The organism is Methylosinus sp. Sm6 (assembly GCF_019802345.1).
GTDB lineage: Bacteria > Pseudomonadota > Alphaproteobacteria > Rhizobiales > Beijerinckiaceae > Methylosinus.
Genome location: NZ_JAINDZ010000011.1, coordinates 39,159 through 57,666, shown reverse-complemented (window position 1 = coordinate 57,666; position 18,508 = coordinate 39,159). Strand labels below are relative to the sequence as shown.

Below are 18,508 nucleotides of genomic sequence, written 5' to 3'. Positions count from 1 at the left end.
CGATCGTCGGGCCGTCCGCCGTCTTTTCGTCAATTGGCGTCAGGCTGGTCCTTCTTCTTGTCGTTGCCGGGGATGAAGGGGCTCCAGGGCTGCGCGCGCACCGGGCCCGGCGTCTTCCACACCACGTTGAACTGGCCGTCCGCCTTTACTTCGCCGATGAAGACGGGCTTGTGAAGATGGTGGTTCTTCTCGTCCATTTCGGCGGTGAAGCCGGAGGGTGCCTCGAATTTCTGGCCGCCCACCGCGGCGATCACCTTGTCGACATCGGTGGTCTTCGCCTTCTCGACCGCCTGCTTCCAGATATTGACGCCGATATAGGTGGCCTCCATCGGATCATTGGTGAGCGGCTTGTCGGCGTTGGCGACGCCATGCGCCTTGGCGTAGGCGGCCCATTTCTTCTTGAACTCCGTGTTGGCGGGGTTCTTCAGCGACATGAAATAGTTCCATGCCGCGAGATGGCCGACGAGCGGCTTGGCGTCGACGCCGCGCAGCTCCTCCTCGCCCACCGAGAAGGCGACGACCGGAACTTCCGTCGCCTTGAGGCCGGCGTTGCCGAGCTCCTTGTAGAAAGGCACGTTCGAATCGCCGTTGATGGTCGAGACGACGGCGGTCTTGCCGCCGGAGGCGAATTTCTTGATGTTCGCGACGATCGTCTGATAATCGCTGTGACCGAAAGGCGTATATTCCTCCATGATGTCGGCGTCGGCCACGCCCTTGGAGCGGAGGAAGGCGCGCAGGATCTTGTTGGTCGTGCGCGGATAGACATAGTCTGTGCCGAGCAGAACGAAGCGCTTGGCGCCGCCGCCGGCCTTGCTCATCAGATATTCGACGGCGGGGATGGCCTGCTGGTTCGGAGCCGCGCCGGTGTAGAAGACGTTCTTCTCGAGCTCCTCGCCCTCATATTGCACCGGATAGAACAGGAGGCCGTCGAGCTCCTTGAACACCGGCAGCACGGATTTGCGCGACACCGAGGTCCAGCAGCCGAACACCACTGCGACCTTGTCGGTGGCGAGCAGCTGCCGCGCCTTTTCAGCGAACAGCGGCCAGTTGGACGCCGGATCGACGACGACCGGCTCGAGCTTGCGGCCGAGCACGCCGCCCTTGGCGTTGATCTCCTCGATCGCCATCAGCGCCGTGTCCTTCAGCACGGTCTCGCTGATGGCCATCGTGCCGGACAGTGAATGAAGGACGCCGACCTTGATCGGGCTCTTGTCGGCGGCGCGCGCCGGCAGGATCGCGCCCGCGGCGAGCAATGCGCCCGCGGCGACGAAGCCGAGGCTCTTGACCACTATTCTACGTTTCATTGGTTTCGCTCCCTGGTCCTGATCGAGAGGCGCGTCAGAATTGGATCTGCAGGCCGAGGATGAATCTGTCGATGTCCTTGCGCGCCGTGAACTGATTGATCGCGTAGTTGGCGGTGACGCGCAGATTATGGCCGTCGATCACATAGGTGACGCCCATGTCGTATTGGCGCTCCCATGTCGCGGCGAGCGTGTCGCGGAACGACTGGTAGCGGAAGAAGGGCTGCAGCCTGCCCCAGCCGATCACGTAAGGAATGAGATAGCCGGCGCCGAGCATATAGGCTTCGCCCGGACGAATGCCGCCGACGAGATCGGTCGAGCGCGCGCCGTTGAAATTGGCGGCGACGTCGTTCACGCCATGCGTGTAGTAGCGGTAATAGGCGCCCTCGAAGGTCGCGGCGCCGAACTCGCCGAGCTTCTTCTCGAACAACACGTCGATGTTCCAGGCGGTGAAATCGGCGCGCTGCAGCGCATTGCCGACGCCGTCCTCCTGATGTTGGATCGCGAAACCGATTCCGAGGACGTCGGCGCCGCCGAAATAGGTGCTGCTCGTATAATAAGCCGGATCGGGATCGGGATCGAGCAGATTGAGGTTGACGCGGCCCGCGAACAGCGGATGCCCGGACTGATTCGAAGCGCCGACGATCTGATTGTGGCCGTCATAGACGCCGAAGGAGTAAGTGAGCCGCTTCTCGAACAGCTTGCCCCAGATCGTGCCGCCGTCCATGCGGCCGGACACTTTGCCCGGATAGCGGGAGACGACGCCGGGATAGGACCAGCCGAGCAGATAATAGGGACCGTCGAGATTGGCGCGGTCGCTCGGCGGCAGCATGCGGCCGCCCCACACGTTGATCTCGTCCATCGGCTCGATCTGGCCGTAGCCGTCGAGCACTTGAATGGTGCTGTTGCTGGTGATCTCCGTGTTGAACGTCGCCTTCAGATATTGATTGAAGGAGGCCGAGGAGAAGATGCGGAAGCTCTCGAGATCGACGCGGTCGGGATTGGTTCCGGGAGCATTGTTGCGGGTCACGTCGCTGAAGAAGGGCCGCAGCCCGAAGCCGACGCTGAACCATTGGTCATCGTCGCCGAGCGGCAGCACGACGCGCGCCTGCGCCGGGCCCGCGGCGGCGAGAAGGCCGGCGGCCAGCGCGGCCTTCGACACGATCTTCACGAAAGAACTCCGTCGCAGGCGCGCGTCGTCGCGCGCCTGCTCGTCGCCGGTTACGGTCATTTGTCCCCCTCGATTTTTCGCGCGCCTCGCGCGCTCGGCCCTGTCGTCGTCGTCGGCCGAGGGCCGCGACTCGACGGCGCGACCTCGACGCCCGCTTCGAGGATTAGCGGCGCTGACGCCTACGTAGAAATACGCTGAAATGCGTATTGATCCGTACGTGGCCTCGTGTCGAATGGGGCGGAAGCCGGCGAAGCTCCGCCGGCAGGGGGAGCAAGCGATGCGCAAATCGACGGCAATGGACATCATCGGAATTACGGCGGGCGCGCTCGCGCTGCTCGTCCTCGTCCAGCAGGCGAACGGCGAGACCGTCAAAGGGCCCAAGACCGTCGTGGCGCAGCGATTCGCCGTCGATCTGTGGTGGAACGTCGGCGGCGACATGGGCGGGCTGAAGAAGGCGACCGACAGCTGCGTGAAGAAGCTGGGCGAGGGAGAGCGGCCGGTTCGGCAGTCGACGCCCGCGACGACGATCCTGTCGCAAGCCATGCTAGACTGCCTCGAGGGAGAGGGCTGGCGGCCGGCCGGCGAGCCCCGCCCGGTGTGAGGCCAGTTCAAGAGAGCGAATGACCGACCAGCAGCGTATTTTTCCCGTCCGGCGGACCTATAATCAGTTCGTCGCCGATCAGACGCTCGAAGATTATTCGCTGCGCTACACCGCCGAATCGGCGCGCCGCTTCACGCCGTGGCGCGTCGCCAACACGGCGCTCGGGGCGATCTCCTTTCTGGCCTGCGAGGCGCTCGGCGGCGGCGTCACTTTGAGCTTCGGCTTCGCCAACGCCATGGCGGCGATCCTCGCCGTCGGCGCGCTGACCTTCCTCGTCAGCCTGCCGATCGGCCATTACGCGGCGAAATGCGGCGTCGATATGGATCTGCTGACCCGCGGCGCCGGCTTCGGCTATATCGGGTCGACGGTCACCTCGCTCATCTACGCCTGCTTCACCTTCATTCTCTTCGCGCTCGAAGGCACGATCATGGCCGAGGCGCTGAAGATGGGACTCGGCCTGCCGATCGGCGTCGCCTATGCGATCTCCGCGCTCGGCGTGCTGCCGATCGCCGCGCTCGGCATTCGCTTCATCAGCCGCTTTCAGCTGTGGACGCAGCCGATCTGGCTCGTGCTGCAGATCGCGCCGCTCGCTTATGTCATGGTCGCCGGCCCGCCGGCGTTGCGCGCCTGGGCATCGCATCCCGGAGCCCAGGGCGCGCAGGGCGCCGGCTTCGATCTCGCGGGCTTTGGCGCGGCGGTCTCCATCCTCCTCTCGCTGCTGCCGCAGATCGGCGAGCAGGTCGATTATCTGCGCTTCCTGCCGAGCAAGGGCCGCGTCGGCGCGGCGAGCCGGCAAAGCGCGCTGCTCTGCGCCGGGCCCGGCTGGATCGTGATCGGAGTGCTCAAGCTCGCCGCCGGCTCTTTTTTGGCGAGCCAGGCCCTAGCGTTCGGCATTCCCGCCGAGCGGGCCGCGGAGCCGAGCGAGCTCTATCGCCTCGCCTTCGACGGGCTGCTGAACTCGCCGCCGCTGGCGCTCGGGCTGACCCTCGTCTTCGTCGTCGTCTGTCAGACGAAGATCAATGTCACCAATGCCTACGCGGGGTCCATCGCCTGGTCGAATTTCTTCTCGCGCCTCACGCATAATCATCCCGGCCGTGTCGTCTGGCTGGTGTTCAATGTGATGCTGGCGCTGATGCTGATGGAGTTCGGCGTCGCCCGCGTCGTCGACAGCGTGCTCGCTTTCTATTCCAATTTCGCCGTGGCCTGGATCGGCGCTCTGACCGCCGATCTCGTCGTCTCCAAGCCGCTCGGCCTCAGCCCGCCGCAGATCGAGTTTCGTCGCGCTTATCTCTATGACGTCAATCCGGTCGGATGTGGCGCCATGCTGGCCTCGCTCATCGTCTCGACCGCGACTCTCTATGGCCTCGCCGGCGATACTCTGCAGCCGCTCGCGGCGCCGATCGGCTTCGTGGTCGCGTTCTCGCTTGCGCCGCTGCTCGCTCACCTCACGCGTGGCCGCTACTACGTCGCGCGTTCGCCGACGATTTTCGCCACAGGCGGGCAGCCGGTCCGCTGCATGATCTGCGAGAACAGTTTCGAGCCGCAGGATATGGCCTGCTGCCCGGCCTATAGCGGGCCGATCTGCTCGCTGTGCTGCTCGCTCGATATGCGATGCGGCGACCGCTGCAAGCCGGACGGGCGTCTCGTCGAGCAAGCGCAGGCCTGGTTCGGCCGCCTGCTGCCGCGCGGGGCGGGCGACGCGCTCGCGTCGCGGGCCGGCCGATTCATCGTCGTGCTGGCGCTTCTCACGCTCGTCAGCGGGGCGATCCTCGGCGCGATCTATCTGCAATATTCGGCCGTGCTCGGCCCGGCGGCGCGTCCGATCGTGCGCACCACGCTCGAGATCGTCTTCGTCGGGCTCCTGCTGGTCATGGGCGTCGCCGCATGGGCGCTGGTGCTCGCGCAGGAGAGCCGTCGCGTGGCGGAGGAGGAGACGCGGCGCCAGACCGAGTTTCTGCGCGAGGAGATCGCGGCGCATGAGCGCACCGACGCGGAGCTGCAGCGGGCGAAGGAAGCCGCGGAGGCGGCGAATATCGCCAAGACGCGCTTCATCGCCGGCCTCAATCACGAAATCCGCTCGCCGCTCAATGCGATCAACGGCTACGCCCAGCTGCTCGAGCGCGATGTGGCGGATGCGCCTTTGGACGCCGCGCGCGTCATTCGGCGCAGCGCGGAGCACATCGCCAATCTCATCGACGGTCTGCTCGACGTCGCCAAGATCGAGACGGGCTCGCTCGATGTCGCGCGAGACATCTTCCGCATCGACGAGACGCTCGACCAGCTCGTCGACATGTTCCGCCTGCAGGCCGCCGCCAAGGGCATCGCCTTTCATTACGAGCGCAGCCCGCTGCTGCCTCGCTATGTGCGCACCGACAAGAAGCGGCTGCGGCAGATCTTGATCAATCTCGTCTCCAACGCCGTGAAGTTCACCGAGGCCGGCCATGCCGCGCTGACGGTCGGCTATCGCAATGATATCGCCGAGTTCATCGTGGAGGACACCGGCGTCGGCATTCTCCCGGAGGACATGGACGATATTTTCGTGCCCTTCGAGCGCGGCCGGCTGCCGCAAGTCTCCGCCATTCCCGGCACGGGTCTCGGTCTCACCATCACCAAGCTGCTGACGCAGATCATCGGGGGAGAGATCAAGGTCGAGAGCAGAGTGGGGGTCGGCAGCCGATTCGTCGTGCGGCTCTATCTGACCGCGGCGCCCTCTCCGGAAGAGGGACCGAAGCCGCCGCAAATCCGAGGCTATGCCGGGCCGCGCAAGACCATCCTCATCGCCGACGACACGGCGGTTCATCTCGACTTGATGCGGCGCGCGCTCGGGGCGCTCGGCTTCGAGGTGCTGACGGCGTCGAATGGCGCGGACTGCCTCGCGCTCGCGCTGGAGCGCCGCCCCGATCTCGTCATGCTCGACATCGCCATGCCGAAGATGAACGGATGGGAGGCGGCGCGCCACCTACGCGCCTCGCTCGCCGTCGAAACGCCGATCATGATGGTCTCGGCCAATGCGCATGAGCTGATCGAGCGCCGCCGACCCGATTCGCCGCATGATGATTTTCTGATCAAGCCGATCGACATCTCTGAAATGCTCGACCGCGTCGGCAATCTGCTCGGGCTCGACTGGCTCTATGTCGCGGCGCGCTCCGCCTCCTGCGGCGCGCCGCTCGCGCCGGCGCGACATGGCCTTGCCCCGGAACAGGTGGAGCGGCTGCTGCGCCTGTGCGACATGGGCTACAGCCGCGGCATAGAAGCGGCGCTGCGGGAGATCGAGGGGCAGTCTCCCGCCCATGGCGCCGTCGTCGCGCAATTGCGCGCGATGGCCAAGAACTTCGAGTTCGAGGCGCTCGGGAATGCATTGCGAGTCGGAAGCGGCGATGTCGGCTGACCTGCGCCAGCGCGACACGGCGCTCGTCGTCGACGACAATCGCGACGAGCTCGGCTTTCTCGTCGATGCGCTGGAGCGCGCCGATCTCACCGTGCTCGCGGCGACCACCGGAGAGGCGGCGCTGTCGCTGCTGGGGCGCGTTCCGCCCAATGTCGTCGTGCTCGACGCCGTGATGGCGGGGCTCGACGGTTTCGAGACGTGCCGGCGGATCAAGCAAAATCCCCGCTTCGCCCATGTGCCGGTGATATTTCTGACCGGGCTCAAGGACATCAGCCATGTGCTGATGGGCCTCGCGGCGGGCGGCGTCGATTATGTCGTGAAGCCGGTGAACATCGACGAGCTCGTGGCGCGCATCCGCATCCATGTGTCGAATGCGAAAGCGGCGTTCGGCGCGCGAGTCGCGCTCGACGCCGCGGGTCGGCATCTTCTGGCGGTGGACAGACACGGCCGCGTCCTATGGTGCACGCCGCAGGCGGCTGATCTGCTCGCCGCGCAATTCGGCTCGTTCGAGTCGCTGCGCGCAGCGCCGCCCGAATCCTTCTCCGCGCTGCTGCGCAGCGCCATCGAGCGGCGCGACCATGGCGGCTCGGTCGGCGAAACCGACCGAATGTCGATTTCGTTCTTGTGCGAGATCGGCGGCGCGGAGCTGCTGTTCCGTCTGACGGAGCGGCATGTCGTCACCGACGAGGCGTTTCTCGTGCGCAAATTCGCGCTCACGCTGCGCGAGGCGGAGGTGCTGAGCTGGATCGCGCGCGGCAAGTCGAACTCCGACATTGCGGAGATTCTCTGCATTTCGCCGCGCACGGTGCATAAGCATCTGGAGCGGATTTTCGTCAAGCTCGGCGTGGACAGCCGTTCGTCGGCGACATCGGTCGCGCTGCAGGTTCTGCAAATGCGTGCGAGCGATTGAGCGGGCGTCGCGCGCCCGATCTAGACCAGAGCAATATCCGTCTGCGGTCCGCGACAAAAATGCAGATGGGATGATATTCGAAAAAGCGTATAATGAATTAATGACAAGAAGCGGCGGGCCCGCCGGGGAGGGCGATTGAAGAGCTTGCTCTGGCTGCAAACCGGAGCCTGCGGCGGCGAGTCGCTGGCTATTCTCGGCGCACAGTCGCCGAGCTTCGAACAGCTTTTGTCGCAGCATGGGCTCGAGCTTCTCTGGCATCCGTCGCTTTCGCACGCGCCGATGCGGCTCTACGACGCCTTGCTCGAGCGCATTCTCGACGGCTCGCGGCAGCTGGATATTCTCTGCGTCGAGGGAAGCATCGTCACCGCGCCGCGCGGCACGGGCCTTTACGACAGCTATCGCGGCCGAGCGAGAATGGAAATCGCCAAAGCTCTGGCTGCGCGGGCCGGCGTGGTCGTGGCGATGGGCACATGCGCGGCGTTCGGCGGCGTCCATGCCGCGACCCCGAACCCGGGCGACTGCATCGGCCTGCAATATGACCGAGCCGACCCCGGCGGCCTTCTTCCCGCGGAGTGGCGCTCGCGCGAGGGATATCCGGTCGTCAACATCGCCGGCTGTCCCGCCCATCCGCACGCGATGACGCAGACATTGGCTTGGCTGGCCGCTGATCTTCCGCTGCAGCTCGATGCGCTCAATCGGCCTCGCGCGTTTTTCGAAACGCTCGTGCATCAGGGCTGCACGCGCAACGAGCACCACGAATACGACATCGAAGATGTCGAGCTCGGCGGAAAGGCGTGTCTGTTTTTCAATCTCGGCTGCCAGGGCCCGACGACACAGGCCGTCTGCAACAGCGATCTGTGGAACGGCGTGAGCAGCAAGACGCGCGCCGGCGTTCCCTGCTTCGGCTGCACCGCGCCGGATTTTCCGCGCGACGTCGATTTGTTCCACACCGAAAAAATCGGCGAGATTCCGCTGCGTCTTCCGCTCGGCGTCGAGCGTCCCCGCTACATGGCGTACAAGAATCTAGCGCGCGCCGCCGCTCCGGCGCGAGTCAAGGGCGCGGACACAGACAACTGAATGGCCAAGATCGAAATCAACGTCAATCTCAATCGGGTCGAAGGCGATCTGGAGATCGCCCTCACGCTGCAGGATGGACGCGTGAGCGAGGCTCGAACCGTCGGGACGCTGTATCGCGGCTTCGAGCAGATCATGGTCGGCCGCACGCCGCGCGACGCTCTGGTCATCACGCCGCGCGTCTGCGGCATCTGCGGCACGGCGCACCTCTACTCGGCGGTGATGGCCCTGGAGCACATCTGGCGAATTCCGCCGCCGGCGAATGCGACGCGCATCCGCAACTTGTGCCTCATCTCCGAGGGCGTGCAAAACGACCTGCGCCAGACGTTCCTGTTCTTCACGCCGGACTTCTGCAATGAGGCTTATCGACGCGAGCCCTGGTTCGAGACATTGACCGAGGCGTTCGAGCCGTTCCGCGGCTCCATGTATCGCGAGACGCTCGCCGCGACCCGGCGGGTGATCGAGATCGTCGCGCATTTCGGCGGCCAGTGGCCGCATTCCTCTTACATGGCGCCGGGCGGGGTGACGACGCCGGCCGATCTTCGCCGGATCGTCGCCTGCCGCGCGATCCTCGACGAGACGCAGCGCTGGTACGAGGACCGCGTCGTCGGCGCGGCGCTCGACGATTGGCTCGCCATGAGCGCGGCGGAGGACTATTTCGCCTGGGCGGAGACGCCCGCCCATGCGCGGAGCGCCCTCGGCCTCGTCACGCGCGCGGCTCGTTCTCTGGGCCTGCATAACGCCGCCGGCGGCGCATCGCACATGCTGAGCTATGGCGCTGTTTGCGATCCGGAACAATGGGGAGCGCCCTATGATGCGAAGCTGATGCGCGGCGGTTTCTATGACGGCGAGAGCGGGGCGGTCGAGCCGCTGGACCAGAAGCTGATCAATGAGCATGTGCGCCATTCATGGTTCCGCCCTTACGAAGGCGGGCGCCATCCTTTCGCCGGGGAGACGATCCCGCAATTCCAGCCCGGCGGCGACCGCTACACCTGGGTCAAAGCGCCGCGTTATGGCGACAAGGTGGTGCAGACCGGCCCGCTCGCGGAGCTGCTGATCGGCGGCGATCCTCTGATCGCGTCGCTACACGCAGCCGAGGGCGGCAATGCCTGGTTGCGACAATTCGCCCGAGTGCGGCGCATCGCTCACGAAATATTTTATGCTCGTCGCATGCTGAACGAGCTCGCGCGTCATCTCGACGAACCTCATTTCATCGGCCCGGCGAAAGCGCAGGAATGCGACGGCGAAGGCCATGGCCTTCTCACGGCGGCGCGCGGGGCTCTGGGCCATTGGGTGAGGATCAAGGACGGCCTGATCGAAAAATATCAAATCATCACCCCGACCGCCTGGAACGCCTCGCCCCGCGACAGCGAGGGCCGGCCCGGGCACTGGGAACAGAGCCTCGTCGGCGTCGCGGTGAGCGATCCCGACGACCCCGTCGAGATCGGTCACATCATCCGCTCTCACGATCCTTGCCTCGTCTGCACCGTACACGTCCTGGAAACCGGAAAGCGCGTAAGCTACCTGCCTTGACCCTGCTCACATCGGGCTCGCCCGTGCGTCACATCGTCTGCTTCGGCAATCCGCTTCATGGCGACGACGGCTTCGGTCCTGCCGTCTACCAGCGGCTCGCTTCGCTCCCCCTGCCGCGCGGACTGCGCCTTTTCGACTGCGGAACCGCCGGGCTCGCCGCGCTGGCCGCCTTCGAGGCTTGCGACGAGGCCGTCATCGTCGACGCCGCGGCCCCGGCCGGCGCGCCGGGCCGGCTCGGCTATCTGTCCCCGGAATCGATTTCTCTCGAAAGCGCGGTTGCCGGCCATGGCTCGGGCCTGGGCTATCTGTTGCGAGTCCTCGCCGCGCAGCCCGAGCCGGCGCCGAAAATAATTGTTCTCGCGGCCGAGGCGTCGAGCCTCGCGCCGTTCCAGCCGGGGCTGTCGAGACCTGTCGCCAGAGCCGTGGAGAATGCCGTCGCGGAGCTGAGCGCCTATATCGGGGCGCACCGCCATGGCTGAGCCGAAAGACGACGAAATCGCGCATCTGCGCACCGAGATCGAGGCGCTGAGGCTGGCGAACGGCGCGTTGGAGCGGCAATTGTCGAAGGAGGCCGAGCAGGCTGAGACGATGCTGCGCGGCCTGGAGGCGCAAGCGAGCGCTCTGCGCGACGCCAATTTGCGCCAGTCGAGCCAGCGCGACTTCACCCAGCGCGTCATGGACACGGCCGGAGCGCTCGTGGTCGTGCTCAGGCCGGACGGCCGCATCCGCCAGGTCAACAGGCGCTTCATCGAGGAAATGAGCGATCCGGCCGCGGCGCCCGAAGGCCGCGTGCTGGACGACTGGCTTCATCCCGACGAAAGATCCGACCTCGGCAAATCCCTCCTGCGCTTGCCGTGGCCCGTGCTGTCCCCATTGATCGAGACCTTGCGCAGGAGCGGGGCCTACGCCGCGGAGCATCGCCTGCGCGAGCGCGAAGGCCACTATCGCAATTATTGGCTCGAAGCCAGCCTGCAATACGATCCGCAGGGCAAGGAAGAAGGCGCGGTCGTTTGGGCGGCCGACATCACTGCGCTGAAGCAGCAGCAGGAACGTCTTCGTCGCAGCGAAAGCCTGCTCAAGGAGGCCCAGCACATCGCGCAGCTCGGCCATTGGGAGCTGGATCTGACGCGCGATCGCCTGAACTGGTCGGAGGAGGTCTTCCGCATTTTCGAGCTGGAGCCCGTCAGCGGTCCGTTCGGATATGCCGACTTCATCGCCCTCGTCCATCCCGACGACCGCGCCGCGGTCGACGAGGCCTACATGTCGTCGCTGAGCGCCAGGCGCGCTTATGCGATCGATCACCGACTGCTGTTCGCCGACGGCCGCGTGAAATGGGTGGCCGAACGATGCGTCACCCATTACGACTCCGGCGGGCGTCCGCTGCGCTCCGTCGGCACCGTGCAGGATATCACGGCCAACCGCGCGGCGGAGGAGCAGCTCCGGCTCGCCGCCAATGTCTTCGACGACAGTCTCAACGGCATCGTCGTCACCGACGCCGACGCCCGTATTGTCAAGGTCAATCCGGCGTTCAGCAAGATCATGGGCTATTCGGCCGCGGAAATCGTCGGCCGCAAGACGAGCCTGCTGAAGTCGGGGCGCCACGACCAGGAATTCTATCGGACGCTCTGGGCCACGCTCCGGGAGGAGGGGCAGTGGCAGGGCGAAATTTGGGACCGGAGCAAGGACGGCCGGAGCATTCCGCTGTGGCAGAGCATATCGGCGGTACGGGACGCGCAGGGCCGGATCGCGAACTTTGTCGGCGTTTTCTTCGATCTCAGCGAGCACAAGCGATCGGCCGATCATATCCGGCATCTCGCCTACTACGATACTCTGACCGAGCTGCCCAATCGGCAATTGTTCGGGGAGCGCTGCGAGCGCGCCCTGCAGCGGGCGCGGCGCGGCGGCCACTCGCTCGCCCTGCTGTTCCTCGATCTCGATCGGTTCAAATATGTCAATGACAGTCTCGGGCATCCTGTCGGAGACGCCCTGCTGCGCGAGGTAGCGCAGCGTCTGAAGGACTGCCTGCGGCGCTGCGACACGGTGGCGCGGCTCGGCGGCGACGAATTCATCGTGCTTCTCGAAAATGTGCGCAGCCGGCGCGCCATCGAGGCGACGGCGCGACGCATTCTCGCGGCCTTCCATAAGCCTTTCATGGTGCATGGCCACCGCTTGGACGTCCGCACCTCGATCGGGGTGAGCTGCTACCCCGGCGATGGCGACGACGCGACCACTCTGATCAAGAACGCCGATCTCGCCATGTATCGGGCAAAGGAATCGGGCCGCGACGATTTTCGCTTCTACGAGGCTCATCTGACGACCCACGCCGGAGAACGCCTGTTCCTCGAGAGCGAGCTGCGCAATGCTCTGAAGCGCAATGAATTGGCGGTTCACTACCAGCCGCAGTTCGCATTTTACGACGGCCGCCTCGTCGGGGCGGAGGCCTTGCTGCGCTGGCGCCATCCGCAACGCGGCTGGATCTCGCCGGACCTGTTCATTCCGATCGCAGAAGACGCTGGGCTCATGGTGTCGATCGGAGAGTGGGTGTTGCGCGCCGCATGCCATCAGGCCAAGGCTTGGATGAAGGCGGGGCTGAAGTCGCCGCGCATGGCGGTGAATGTGTCGGGCGTGCAGGTCGAGCGCAGCGATATTCTGGCGACTGTGACCCGCGCGCTCGCGGAGGCCGCGCTCCCGGCCGAATATCTCGAGCTGGAGATCACGGAGTCGTTCATCATGCGGCAGACGCAGCGCAACATCAAAGTGATGGAGGACTTGCGCGCGCTCGGGGTGTCTCTCGCCATCGACGACTTCGGCGCCGGCCAGTCGTCGCTCCGCTATCTCAATCGCCTGCCGGTCGACAAGCTGAAGATCGATCGCTCGTTCATTCGCGATATCCCTGGGGATTCCGACGAGATGACGATCACGAGAGCCATTCTCGCGCTGGGCCGCAGCCTGCGCCTCCAGGTTCTCGCGGAAGGAGTGGAAACGGCGCTGCAGGCCGAATTCCTCAAGGAAGCGGGATGCGACGAGGTCCAGGGCCATTATTTCGGCCGCCCGATGGAGGCGACGAATTTTCGCGATCTGCTGCTCGACAGGACCTTCTCGGCCCCTTGCTCGCTCGGCGCCGCGGCGTCGGCGTGAGCATTCGCGTCATCGCCGCAGCAGCCCGGCGGCGCTGCGAATCAAATGCTTCAATGCCTTCAGCCCGAGCCCGCCGCCAAGCGCAGCGACGCCCCGAGTCCTCGCCTCGTCGGTTCTACTAACCGAGGACCACGGTTCTCAGCCCCTTGTCTCCGTCCCCGCCACGGGCGTCCACAGCACCTGCTCGATCCGCTCCGCTCCCGTGGCCAGCATCACCAGGCGGTCGAAGCCGAGGGCGACGCCGCTCGCCGGAGGCATTTGCGCGAGCGCGCTCAGAAAATCCTCTTCGATCGGATAGCGGTCGCCATAGATGCGCTCGCGCCGCGCCATCTGCTCCTCGAAGCGCCGCCGCTGCTCGGCCGGATCGGTCAGCTCGCCGAAGCCATTGGCGAGCTCGACCCCGCAGGCGAACAGCTCGAATCGCTCGGCGAAGCGCGGGTCCTGCGCCTTGGGCCGCGCCAGCGCCGCCTCGCTCAGCGGATAATCGCAGAGCAGGCTGGCGCGCCGGCGCCCGAGCTCGGGCTCCACTTTTTCCGACAGGATCTTGCTGAACAGATCCGACCAGCAATCATCCGGCGTCACGCGAACGCCGTCATGGGCGGCGGCGCGGGCGAGCCCGTCGCGGTCGCCGATCAGCGCGGCAAGATCGATCCCCGCATAGCGGTCGAAGGCCTCGCAGCACGAGATCGCCTCCGGCTCCGCGAACGGATCGACGCTCGCGCCACGGTGGACGAAGCGCTCCGCCCCCACAGCCTCGGCGGCGGCGGCGACGAGGCCGGCGCAATCCTCCATGATCCGCTCCGGCGGCTCGCCGGCGCGATACCATTCCAGCATGGTGAATTCGGGGTGGTGCAGGGCGGAGCGCTCGCGATTGCGGAACACGCGGGCGAAGGTGAAAATGCGCTCCTCCCCCGCCGCCAGCAGCTTCTTGCAGGAAAACTCCGGAGACGTATGCAGATAGAGCCGGCGCGCCGCGCCTGCGGCGTCGACGAGATCCGTGGCGAAGGCCGAGATATGGGTCTCATTGCCGGGCGAGACCTGGAGCGCGGCCGTCTCGACCTCGAAAAAGCCTTCGCGGGCGAAAAACTGTCGCAGGGCCGCGGCAATTTTCGCGCGAGCCTTGAGAAAAGGCTTGCGATCGGCGTAAACATCGCGGGCCCACCAGGGCGACACTCGCGTCATTCGTCGGCCATAGAGGTTCGAGAGCGAGAGGTTCGAGAGCGACGCGCGCGGCTCGATCCCCAAAGGTTCATAGACCCGCCGAGCGCGGCCAGCAATCGAGGATGGACAATCGTGAAAGTCATCGCCAGTTCGATCCGCAAGGGCAACATCATCGAGAAGGAGGACGGCAACCTCTATGTCGTGCTGAAGGCCGAGAGCTTCTTCCCCGGCAAGGGCACGCCGACCACGCAGATCGACATGCGCCGCCTTTCCGACGGGGTGAAGGTCGCCGACCGCTACAAGACCACCGAGCAGGTCGAGCGCGCCTTCGTCGAGGACCAGGATTTCAGCTATTTGTTCGGCGATGACGACGGCTTCACCTTCATGAACACCGCGACCTACGACCAGGTGATCGTGCCCAAGGACATCGTCGGCGATCAGGCGCAATGGCTGCAGGAAGGCATGGTCTGCATCATCTCGCTGTTCAACGGCGCCGCGGTGGCGATCCAGCTGCCGGCGCGCGTGACGCTCGAGATCACCGAGACCGAGCCGGCGATGAAGGGCCAGACCGCCTCCTCCTCCTACAAGCCGGCGATCGCCTCCAATGGCGCCCGCGTGATGGTGCCGCCGCACATCCAGGCCGGCACGCGCATCGTCATCCAGACGGAAGACGGCAGCTATGTCGAGCGCGCGAAGGATTGACCGCGCGCTTTCTCTGACATGATGCGAGCCTTCAGGCTCGCGTCCGTGCTGCGGCGATCGGGTGAAGGACAAATTCCCCGACCCTCGTCCCGAGGAGCCGCCGCAGGCGGCGTCTCGAAGGACGGCAACGGGCGAATCCGCTGGAGTCCTCCCTCGGCCGTCCTTCGAGACGCCCGCTTCGCGGGCTCCTCAGGACGCGCTCGACCGCGCCGTCGCCGCCGCCTATGGCTGGCCGGAGGAGATTGCCACCGAGGAGGCGCTCGCGAAGCTGCTCGAGCTCAATCTCGCGCGCGCCGCGGCGCAGACGCGAGCCTGAAGGCTCGCGGTCCAGCGTGCGCCTTTGGACCGCGAGCCTTCAGGCTCGCTCTACATCCGCCAGAAACGCCCGCAGCTTCTGCTCCAGCGCCGCGCGATCCTTCAGCTCGCATTCCCACACCACCAGCGCGCGCCAGCCGAGCGCCGCGAGCTTTTCCTTGTGGACGGCGTCGCGCGCGCGGTTGCGGCCGATCTTGGCGCGCCAATAATCGGCGTTGGCTTTCGGCATGCGGGCGCCGCGCGCGCAATCATGGCCGTGCCAGAAGCAGCCATGCACGAAAATGGCGAGCTTGCGTCCGACATAGGCGACATCGGGATTGCCGGGGATGTCCTTGCGATGCAGCCGGTAATGCGGCGCGACGCCGCGCAGCAAGGCGCGCACCGCGCGCTCGGGCGCCGTGTCGCGCGATTTGACCGCGCGCATGATCGCCGAGCGGCGGGCGGGGTCTTCCCTCTGCATGGACCCGAGTGAATAATCGAGCCGGAGCGAAAGCGAAATGCCGAACCGAGCCTCCGATCTCGACGCCTTGCGCCGCGGCGACCTGTCCGGCGCGCGGGCGCTGCGTCTGCCCGGGCTCGCCGAGCTGCCGCGAGAAATCTTCGGCCTCGCCGACACGCTCGAGGTTCTGGACATCGGCGACGGCGTCCTCACGTCGCTGCCGCACGACATGGGGCGCTTGCGCCGGCTGCGCATTCTCTTCGCGTCGAAAAATCGCTTCGAGCGTCTGCCGCCCGCGCTCGGCGATTGCGAGAGCCTGAGCCAGATCGGCTTTCGCGCCGCCGGGCTGCGCGAAATTCCCGCCGAATCCCTGCCGCCCTCGCTGCGTTGGCTGATCCTCACCGACAATGCGATCGAGCGCCTGCCCGATGCGCTCGGGCGGCGGCCGCTGCTGCAAAAGCTGATGCTGGCCGGCAATCGGCTCTCCTCGCTTCCGCGCGGACTCGCCGAAGCGCCCGCGCTCGAGCTCATTCGCCTCGCCGCCAATCGCTTCGAGGAGATTCCCGGCTGGCTCGCCGAACTGCCGAAGCTCGCCTGGATGTCCTGGAGCGGCAATCCGGCCGAGCGCGCGCTCCCCGCCGCCGCCGCCGCGGCGGCGCAATGGGCGGACATCGCCATGGGCGAGCGTCTCGGCGGCGGCGCCTCGGGCGAGGTTTTTCGCGCGACCTGGCGCGCGGCGCCCGCCGAGCCGCGGCCCGTGGCCCTAAAACTGTTTCGCGGGGCGATGACGAGCGACGGCGCGCCGGCGAGCGAGATGGCGGCGAGCCTCGCCGCCGGCGCGCATCCTCATCTCGTCTCGGCGCTCGGGCGCCTCGAGGGACACCCAGAGCGCCGAGACGGGCTGTTGACGCCGCTGCTGCCGGAGAGCTGGCGCGCGCTCGCCGGACCGCCCGATTTCTCGACCTGCAGCCGCGACGTCTATGACGCGGAGCTGCGACTCTCGCCATCGGCGGCGCTGCGCCTCGCGCGCGGCGTCGCGGCGGCGACGGCGCATCTGCACGCGCGCGGCGTCCTGCATGGCGATCTCTATGCGCATAACATCGTCTGGGACGGCTGCGACGGCGACGCGGCGCTCGCCGATTTCGGCGCGGCGAGCGCGCTGCCCGAAGGCGCCGCGGGCGAGCGCTGGACGCGCGTCGAGGTCCGCGCCCTCGGCGTGCTGCTCGCGGAATTGGCCGAGAGAAGCGAGGCGCGGCCGCTCAGAGAACTAGCCCACGCCTGTCTTCAGCCGAACGGACGCCCGTCGATTGCCGCTGTGGCGGACGCGCTCGGCTCGGTCGCAATCACCGCCCCTTCATCCTGAAGGCGCGAGCCCCCGCCCTTCGAGGCACCCGCCGTGCGGGCGCCTCGGGGCCAGGGCGATTGGTTCGAGTGCTCAGTCGATAAGAAGCGCTCACGCCCTGCGCGCCGTTTTGTCCGGTTGCCGAGAGCATGGTTCACTTCCGGCGTCCGCACGCCTCCGACATGCGCCCGTGACCTGTTCGTCATTGGAACGCGTTGTGAATCGGCTTCCTATGCCTCGGGGCGAGGCGGAAGGAAGCGGATATGTTCCCTCATCCGGTGGAGGCCGTCGTCTTCGACATGGACGGCACGCTGCTCGACACCGAACGGCTCTATGTCGACGCCTGGATCGAGGCCGGCCGCGTCATAGGCGTCGAGATCGGCCGCGCCTTCTGCCTCGAGATGATCGGCCGGCCGCTGCAGGATTGCGAGGCGCTGATGGTCGACCGCTTCGGTCCCGATTTTCCGCTCGACGCCTGCATCGAAGCCTGCGGCGCGGTCGTCGGACGCGCTTCGCGCGCCGGCGTGCCGCTGAAGAAGGGGGCGCGCGAGCTGGTCGAATATCTCACGGCGATGAATATTCCGCTCGCCGTCGCCACCTCCTCGCGCCGTCCGACCGCGGAGCACCACCTCGGCCGCTCCGGCCTGCTCGCCCATTTTTCCGCGCTGGTGACGCGGGACGATGTGGCGCGCGGCAAGCCGCATCCCGATTCCTATCTGCTGGCGGCGCGGGCGCTCGGCGCGCCGCCGCAGCGCTGCCTCGCGATCGAGGATTCGCCGACCGGCCTACGCTCCGCCGCCGCCGCCGGCGCCATGACCATTCTCGCCCCCGACCTGCTCGAGCCTTCGCCCGAGGATCGGGAGCTCTGCCTCGCCGTCGTCGACAGCCTCGACGAAGCCTTGGGCATGCTGCGCGCGCATGATCGCGGACGGCGGCTCGCCCGCGCCGTTCCTTCGCGCTGAGGCGACGGACGATTTACCAATCCGAAAGCCATTTCCTGCAGGCATCGGGACGCCGCTCTCGCGCAGGAGGACGTCATGAGGACGCTCCGGCCGCCGCCAATGGCCGTGATCGCGCTCGCCGCAGCCCTGTCGGGCTGCGCGGATGCTTATGAGACATTCGGGCCGCCCGCCGCGGCGGTCGGAAAAAACAGTCCACAAGCGGAAAAGCGTCACTCGAAAAAAGCCGGCAAGGCGTCGCGGGCGAAGATGGCCGAGGGCGAGAAAGCCGCGAAGCAGGACGAGCCGCCACCGACCGGCGCCTGCATCACCTTTCAGTTTTTGGGCGGAGCCGATTGCGTGGAGGCGACGAAGCGCGACTGCTATGACAAGCGCATGAATGTCGCGGACTGGCGCGAGGATGTCGCCTGCTCGCAGGCCGCTCTCTCCGGGCGCGCCGCAGCCTCGGGGCGCGGCCCGCGCTGAGCGGGGCGC

General features: G+C 66.5%; 16 protein-coding genes. 12 read left to right on the top strand and 4 right to left on the bottom strand.

Annotation, left to right across the window (positions count from 1 at the left end; translation table 11 throughout):
• Positions 1-29: 29 nt before the first annotated feature.
• The gene (gene urtA / locus K3F48_RS09535; protein ID WP_222575202.1) at positions 30-1,304 is read right to left on the bottom strand and encodes an urea ABC transporter substrate-binding protein; all 1,275 of its coding nucleotides are present in this window, start codon (positions 1,302-1,304) and stop codon (positions 30-32) included.
• A 34-nt stretch (positions 1,305-1,338) separates the two neighbouring features.
• Positions 1,339-2,532 (bottom strand): hypothetical protein, encoded by a 1,194-nt coding sequence (locus K3F48_RS09530; RefSeq protein ID WP_222575201.1) that lies wholly within the window; start codon positions 2,530-2,532, stop codon positions 1,339-1,341.
• 217 nt (positions 2,533-2,749) lie between these two features.
• On the opposite strand from K3F48_RS09530, the gene K3F48_RS09525 reads away from it, so the two are divergent.
• The 7 genes from K3F48_RS09525 to K3F48_RS09495 all read left to right on the top strand — a co-directional run bounded on the left by K3F48_RS09525 (position 2,750) and on the right by K3F48_RS09495 (position 13,116).
• Positions 2,750-3,073, top strand: a complete 324-nt coding sequence (locus K3F48_RS09525) for a hypothetical protein (protein WP_222575200.1) — start codon at positions 2,750-2,752, stop codon at positions 3,071-3,073.
• A gap of 19 nt (positions 3,074-3,092) precedes the next feature.
• Positions 3,093-6,461: an ATP-binding protein gene (locus K3F48_RS09520; protein ID WP_222575199.1), complete on the top strand. Its 3,369-nt coding sequence runs from the start codon at positions 3,093-3,095 to the stop codon at positions 6,459-6,461.
• On the top strand, positions 6,451-7,371 hold the full coding sequence (locus tag K3F48_RS09515; RefSeq protein WP_222575198.1) for a response regulator: 921 nt from the start codon (positions 6,451-6,453) through the stop codon (positions 7,369-7,371). The genes K3F48_RS09520 and K3F48_RS09515 overlap by 11 nt, the downstream gene beginning before the upstream one ends.
• 135 nt (positions 7,372-7,506) lie before the next feature.
• The gene (locus tag K3F48_RS09510) at positions 7,507-8,448 is read left to right on the top strand and encodes a hypothetical protein (protein ID WP_222575197.1); all 942 of its coding nucleotides are present in this window, start codon (positions 7,507-7,509) and stop codon (positions 8,446-8,448) included.
• Positions 8,449-9,978: a nickel-dependent hydrogenase large subunit gene (locus tag K3F48_RS09505; RefSeq protein WP_222575196.1), complete on the top strand. Its 1,530-nt coding sequence runs from the start codon at positions 8,449-8,451 to the stop codon at positions 9,976-9,978. It begins immediately after the preceding gene.
• A complete protein-coding gene (locus K3F48_RS09500; RefSeq protein ID WP_222575195.1) occupies positions 9,975-10,457 on the top strand; it encodes a hydrogenase maturation protease in 483 nt (160 codons plus the stop codon). Before K3F48_RS09505 ends, K3F48_RS09500 begins: the two co-directional genes overlap by 4 nt.
• On the top strand, positions 10,450-13,116 hold the full coding sequence (locus K3F48_RS09495; protein WP_222575194.1) for an EAL domain-containing protein: 2,667 nt from the start codon (positions 10,450-10,452) through the stop codon (positions 13,114-13,116). Before K3F48_RS09500 ends, K3F48_RS09495 begins: the two co-directional genes overlap by 8 nt.
• Positions 13,117-13,254: 138 nt before the next feature.
• Here K3F48_RS09495 and epmA read toward each other — a convergent pair whose 3' ends face one another.
• Positions 13,255-14,298, bottom strand: a complete 1,044-nt coding sequence (gene epmA / locus K3F48_RS09490; protein ID WP_222575193.1) for an EF-P lysine aminoacylase EpmA — start codon at positions 14,296-14,298, stop codon at positions 13,255-13,257.
• Positions 14,299-14,406: 108 nt separating this feature from the next.
• Here epmA and efp point away from each other — a divergent pair, with 108 nt between their 5' ends.
• Positions 14,407-14,979: an elongation factor P gene (gene efp / locus K3F48_RS09485; protein WP_222575275.1), complete on the top strand. Its 573-nt coding sequence runs from the start codon at positions 14,407-14,409 to the stop codon at positions 14,977-14,979.
• A 61-nt stretch (positions 14,980-15,040) separates the two neighbouring features.
• A complete protein-coding gene (locus K3F48_RS09480; protein WP_222575192.1) occupies positions 15,041-15,295 on the top strand; it encodes a hypothetical protein in 255 nt (84 codons plus the stop codon).
• Between the two features lie 39 nt (positions 15,296-15,334).
• Here the strand turns inward: K3F48_RS09480 and K3F48_RS09475 are convergent, their stop codons facing one another.
• On the bottom strand, positions 15,335-15,754 hold the full coding sequence (locus K3F48_RS09475; RefSeq protein ID WP_222575191.1) for a very short patch repair endonuclease: 420 nt from the start codon (positions 15,752-15,754) through the stop codon (positions 15,335-15,337).
• 37 nt (positions 15,755-15,791) lie between these two features.
• On the opposite strand from K3F48_RS09475, the gene K3F48_RS09470 reads away from it, so the two are divergent.
• From K3F48_RS09470 to K3F48_RS09460, 3 genes are all read left to right on the top strand, one after another.
• Positions 15,792-17,096: a leucine-rich repeat-containing protein kinase family protein gene (locus K3F48_RS09470; protein ID WP_222575190.1), complete on the top strand. Its 1,305-nt coding sequence runs from the start codon at positions 15,792-15,794 to the stop codon at positions 17,094-17,096.
• A 242-nt stretch (positions 17,097-17,338) separates the two neighbouring features.
• Positions 17,339-18,037: an HAD family phosphatase gene (locus tag K3F48_RS09465; protein WP_222575189.1), complete on the top strand. Its 699-nt coding sequence runs from the start codon at positions 17,339-17,341 to the stop codon at positions 18,035-18,037.
• A gap of 75 nt (positions 18,038-18,112) precedes the next feature.
• Positions 18,113-18,499 (top strand): hypothetical protein, encoded by a 387-nt coding sequence (locus K3F48_RS09460; RefSeq protein ID WP_222575188.1) that lies wholly within the window; start codon positions 18,113-18,115, stop codon positions 18,497-18,499.
• Positions 18,500-18,508 lie beyond the last annotated feature (9 nt).

Excerpts from the sequence above, each read along its gene's own strand:
- urtA (WP_222575202.1), bottom strand. The coding sequence starts at position 1,304 with ATGAAACGTAGAATAGTGGTCAAGAGCCTCGGCTTCGTCGCCGCGGGC.
- K3F48_RS09530 (WP_222575201.1), bottom strand. The coding sequence starts at position 2,532 with ATGACCGTAACCGGCGACGAGCAGGCGCGCGACGACGCGCGCCTGCGA.
- K3F48_RS09525 (WP_222575200.1), top strand. The coding sequence starts at position 2,750 with ATGCGCAAATCGACGGCAATGGACATCATCGGAATTACGGCGGGCGCG.
- K3F48_RS09520 (WP_222575199.1), top strand. The coding sequence starts at position 3,093 with ATGACCGACCAGCAGCGTATTTTTCCCGTCCGGCGGACCTATAATCAG.
- K3F48_RS09515 (WP_222575198.1), top strand. The coding sequence starts at position 6,451 with ATGTCGGCTGACCTGCGCCAGCGCGACACGGCGCTCGTCGTCGACGAC.
- K3F48_RS09505 (WP_222575196.1), top strand. The coding sequence starts at position 8,449 with ATGGCCAAGATCGAAATCAACGTCAATCTCAATCGGGTCGAAGGCGAT.
- K3F48_RS09495 (WP_222575194.1), top strand. The coding sequence starts at position 10,450 with ATGGCTGAGCCGAAAGACGACGAAATCGCGCATCTGCGCACCGAGATC.
- epmA (WP_222575193.1), bottom strand. The coding sequence starts at position 14,298 with ATGACGCGAGTGTCGCCCTGGTGGGCCCGCGATGTTTACGCCGATCGC.
- K3F48_RS09475 (WP_222575191.1), bottom strand. The coding sequence starts at position 15,754 with ATGCAGAGGGAAGACCCCGCCCGCCGCTCGGCGATCATGCGCGCGGTC.
- K3F48_RS09470 (WP_222575190.1), top strand. The coding sequence starts at position 15,792 with ATGCCGAACCGAGCCTCCGATCTCGACGCCTTGCGCCGCGGCGACCTG.
- K3F48_RS09465 (WP_222575189.1), top strand. The coding sequence starts at position 17,339 with ATGTTCCCTCATCCGGTGGAGGCCGTCGTCTTCGACATGGACGGCACG.
- K3F48_RS09460 (WP_222575188.1), top strand. The coding sequence starts at position 18,113 with ATGAGGACGCTCCGGCCGCCGCCAATGGCCGTGATCGCGCTCGCCGCA.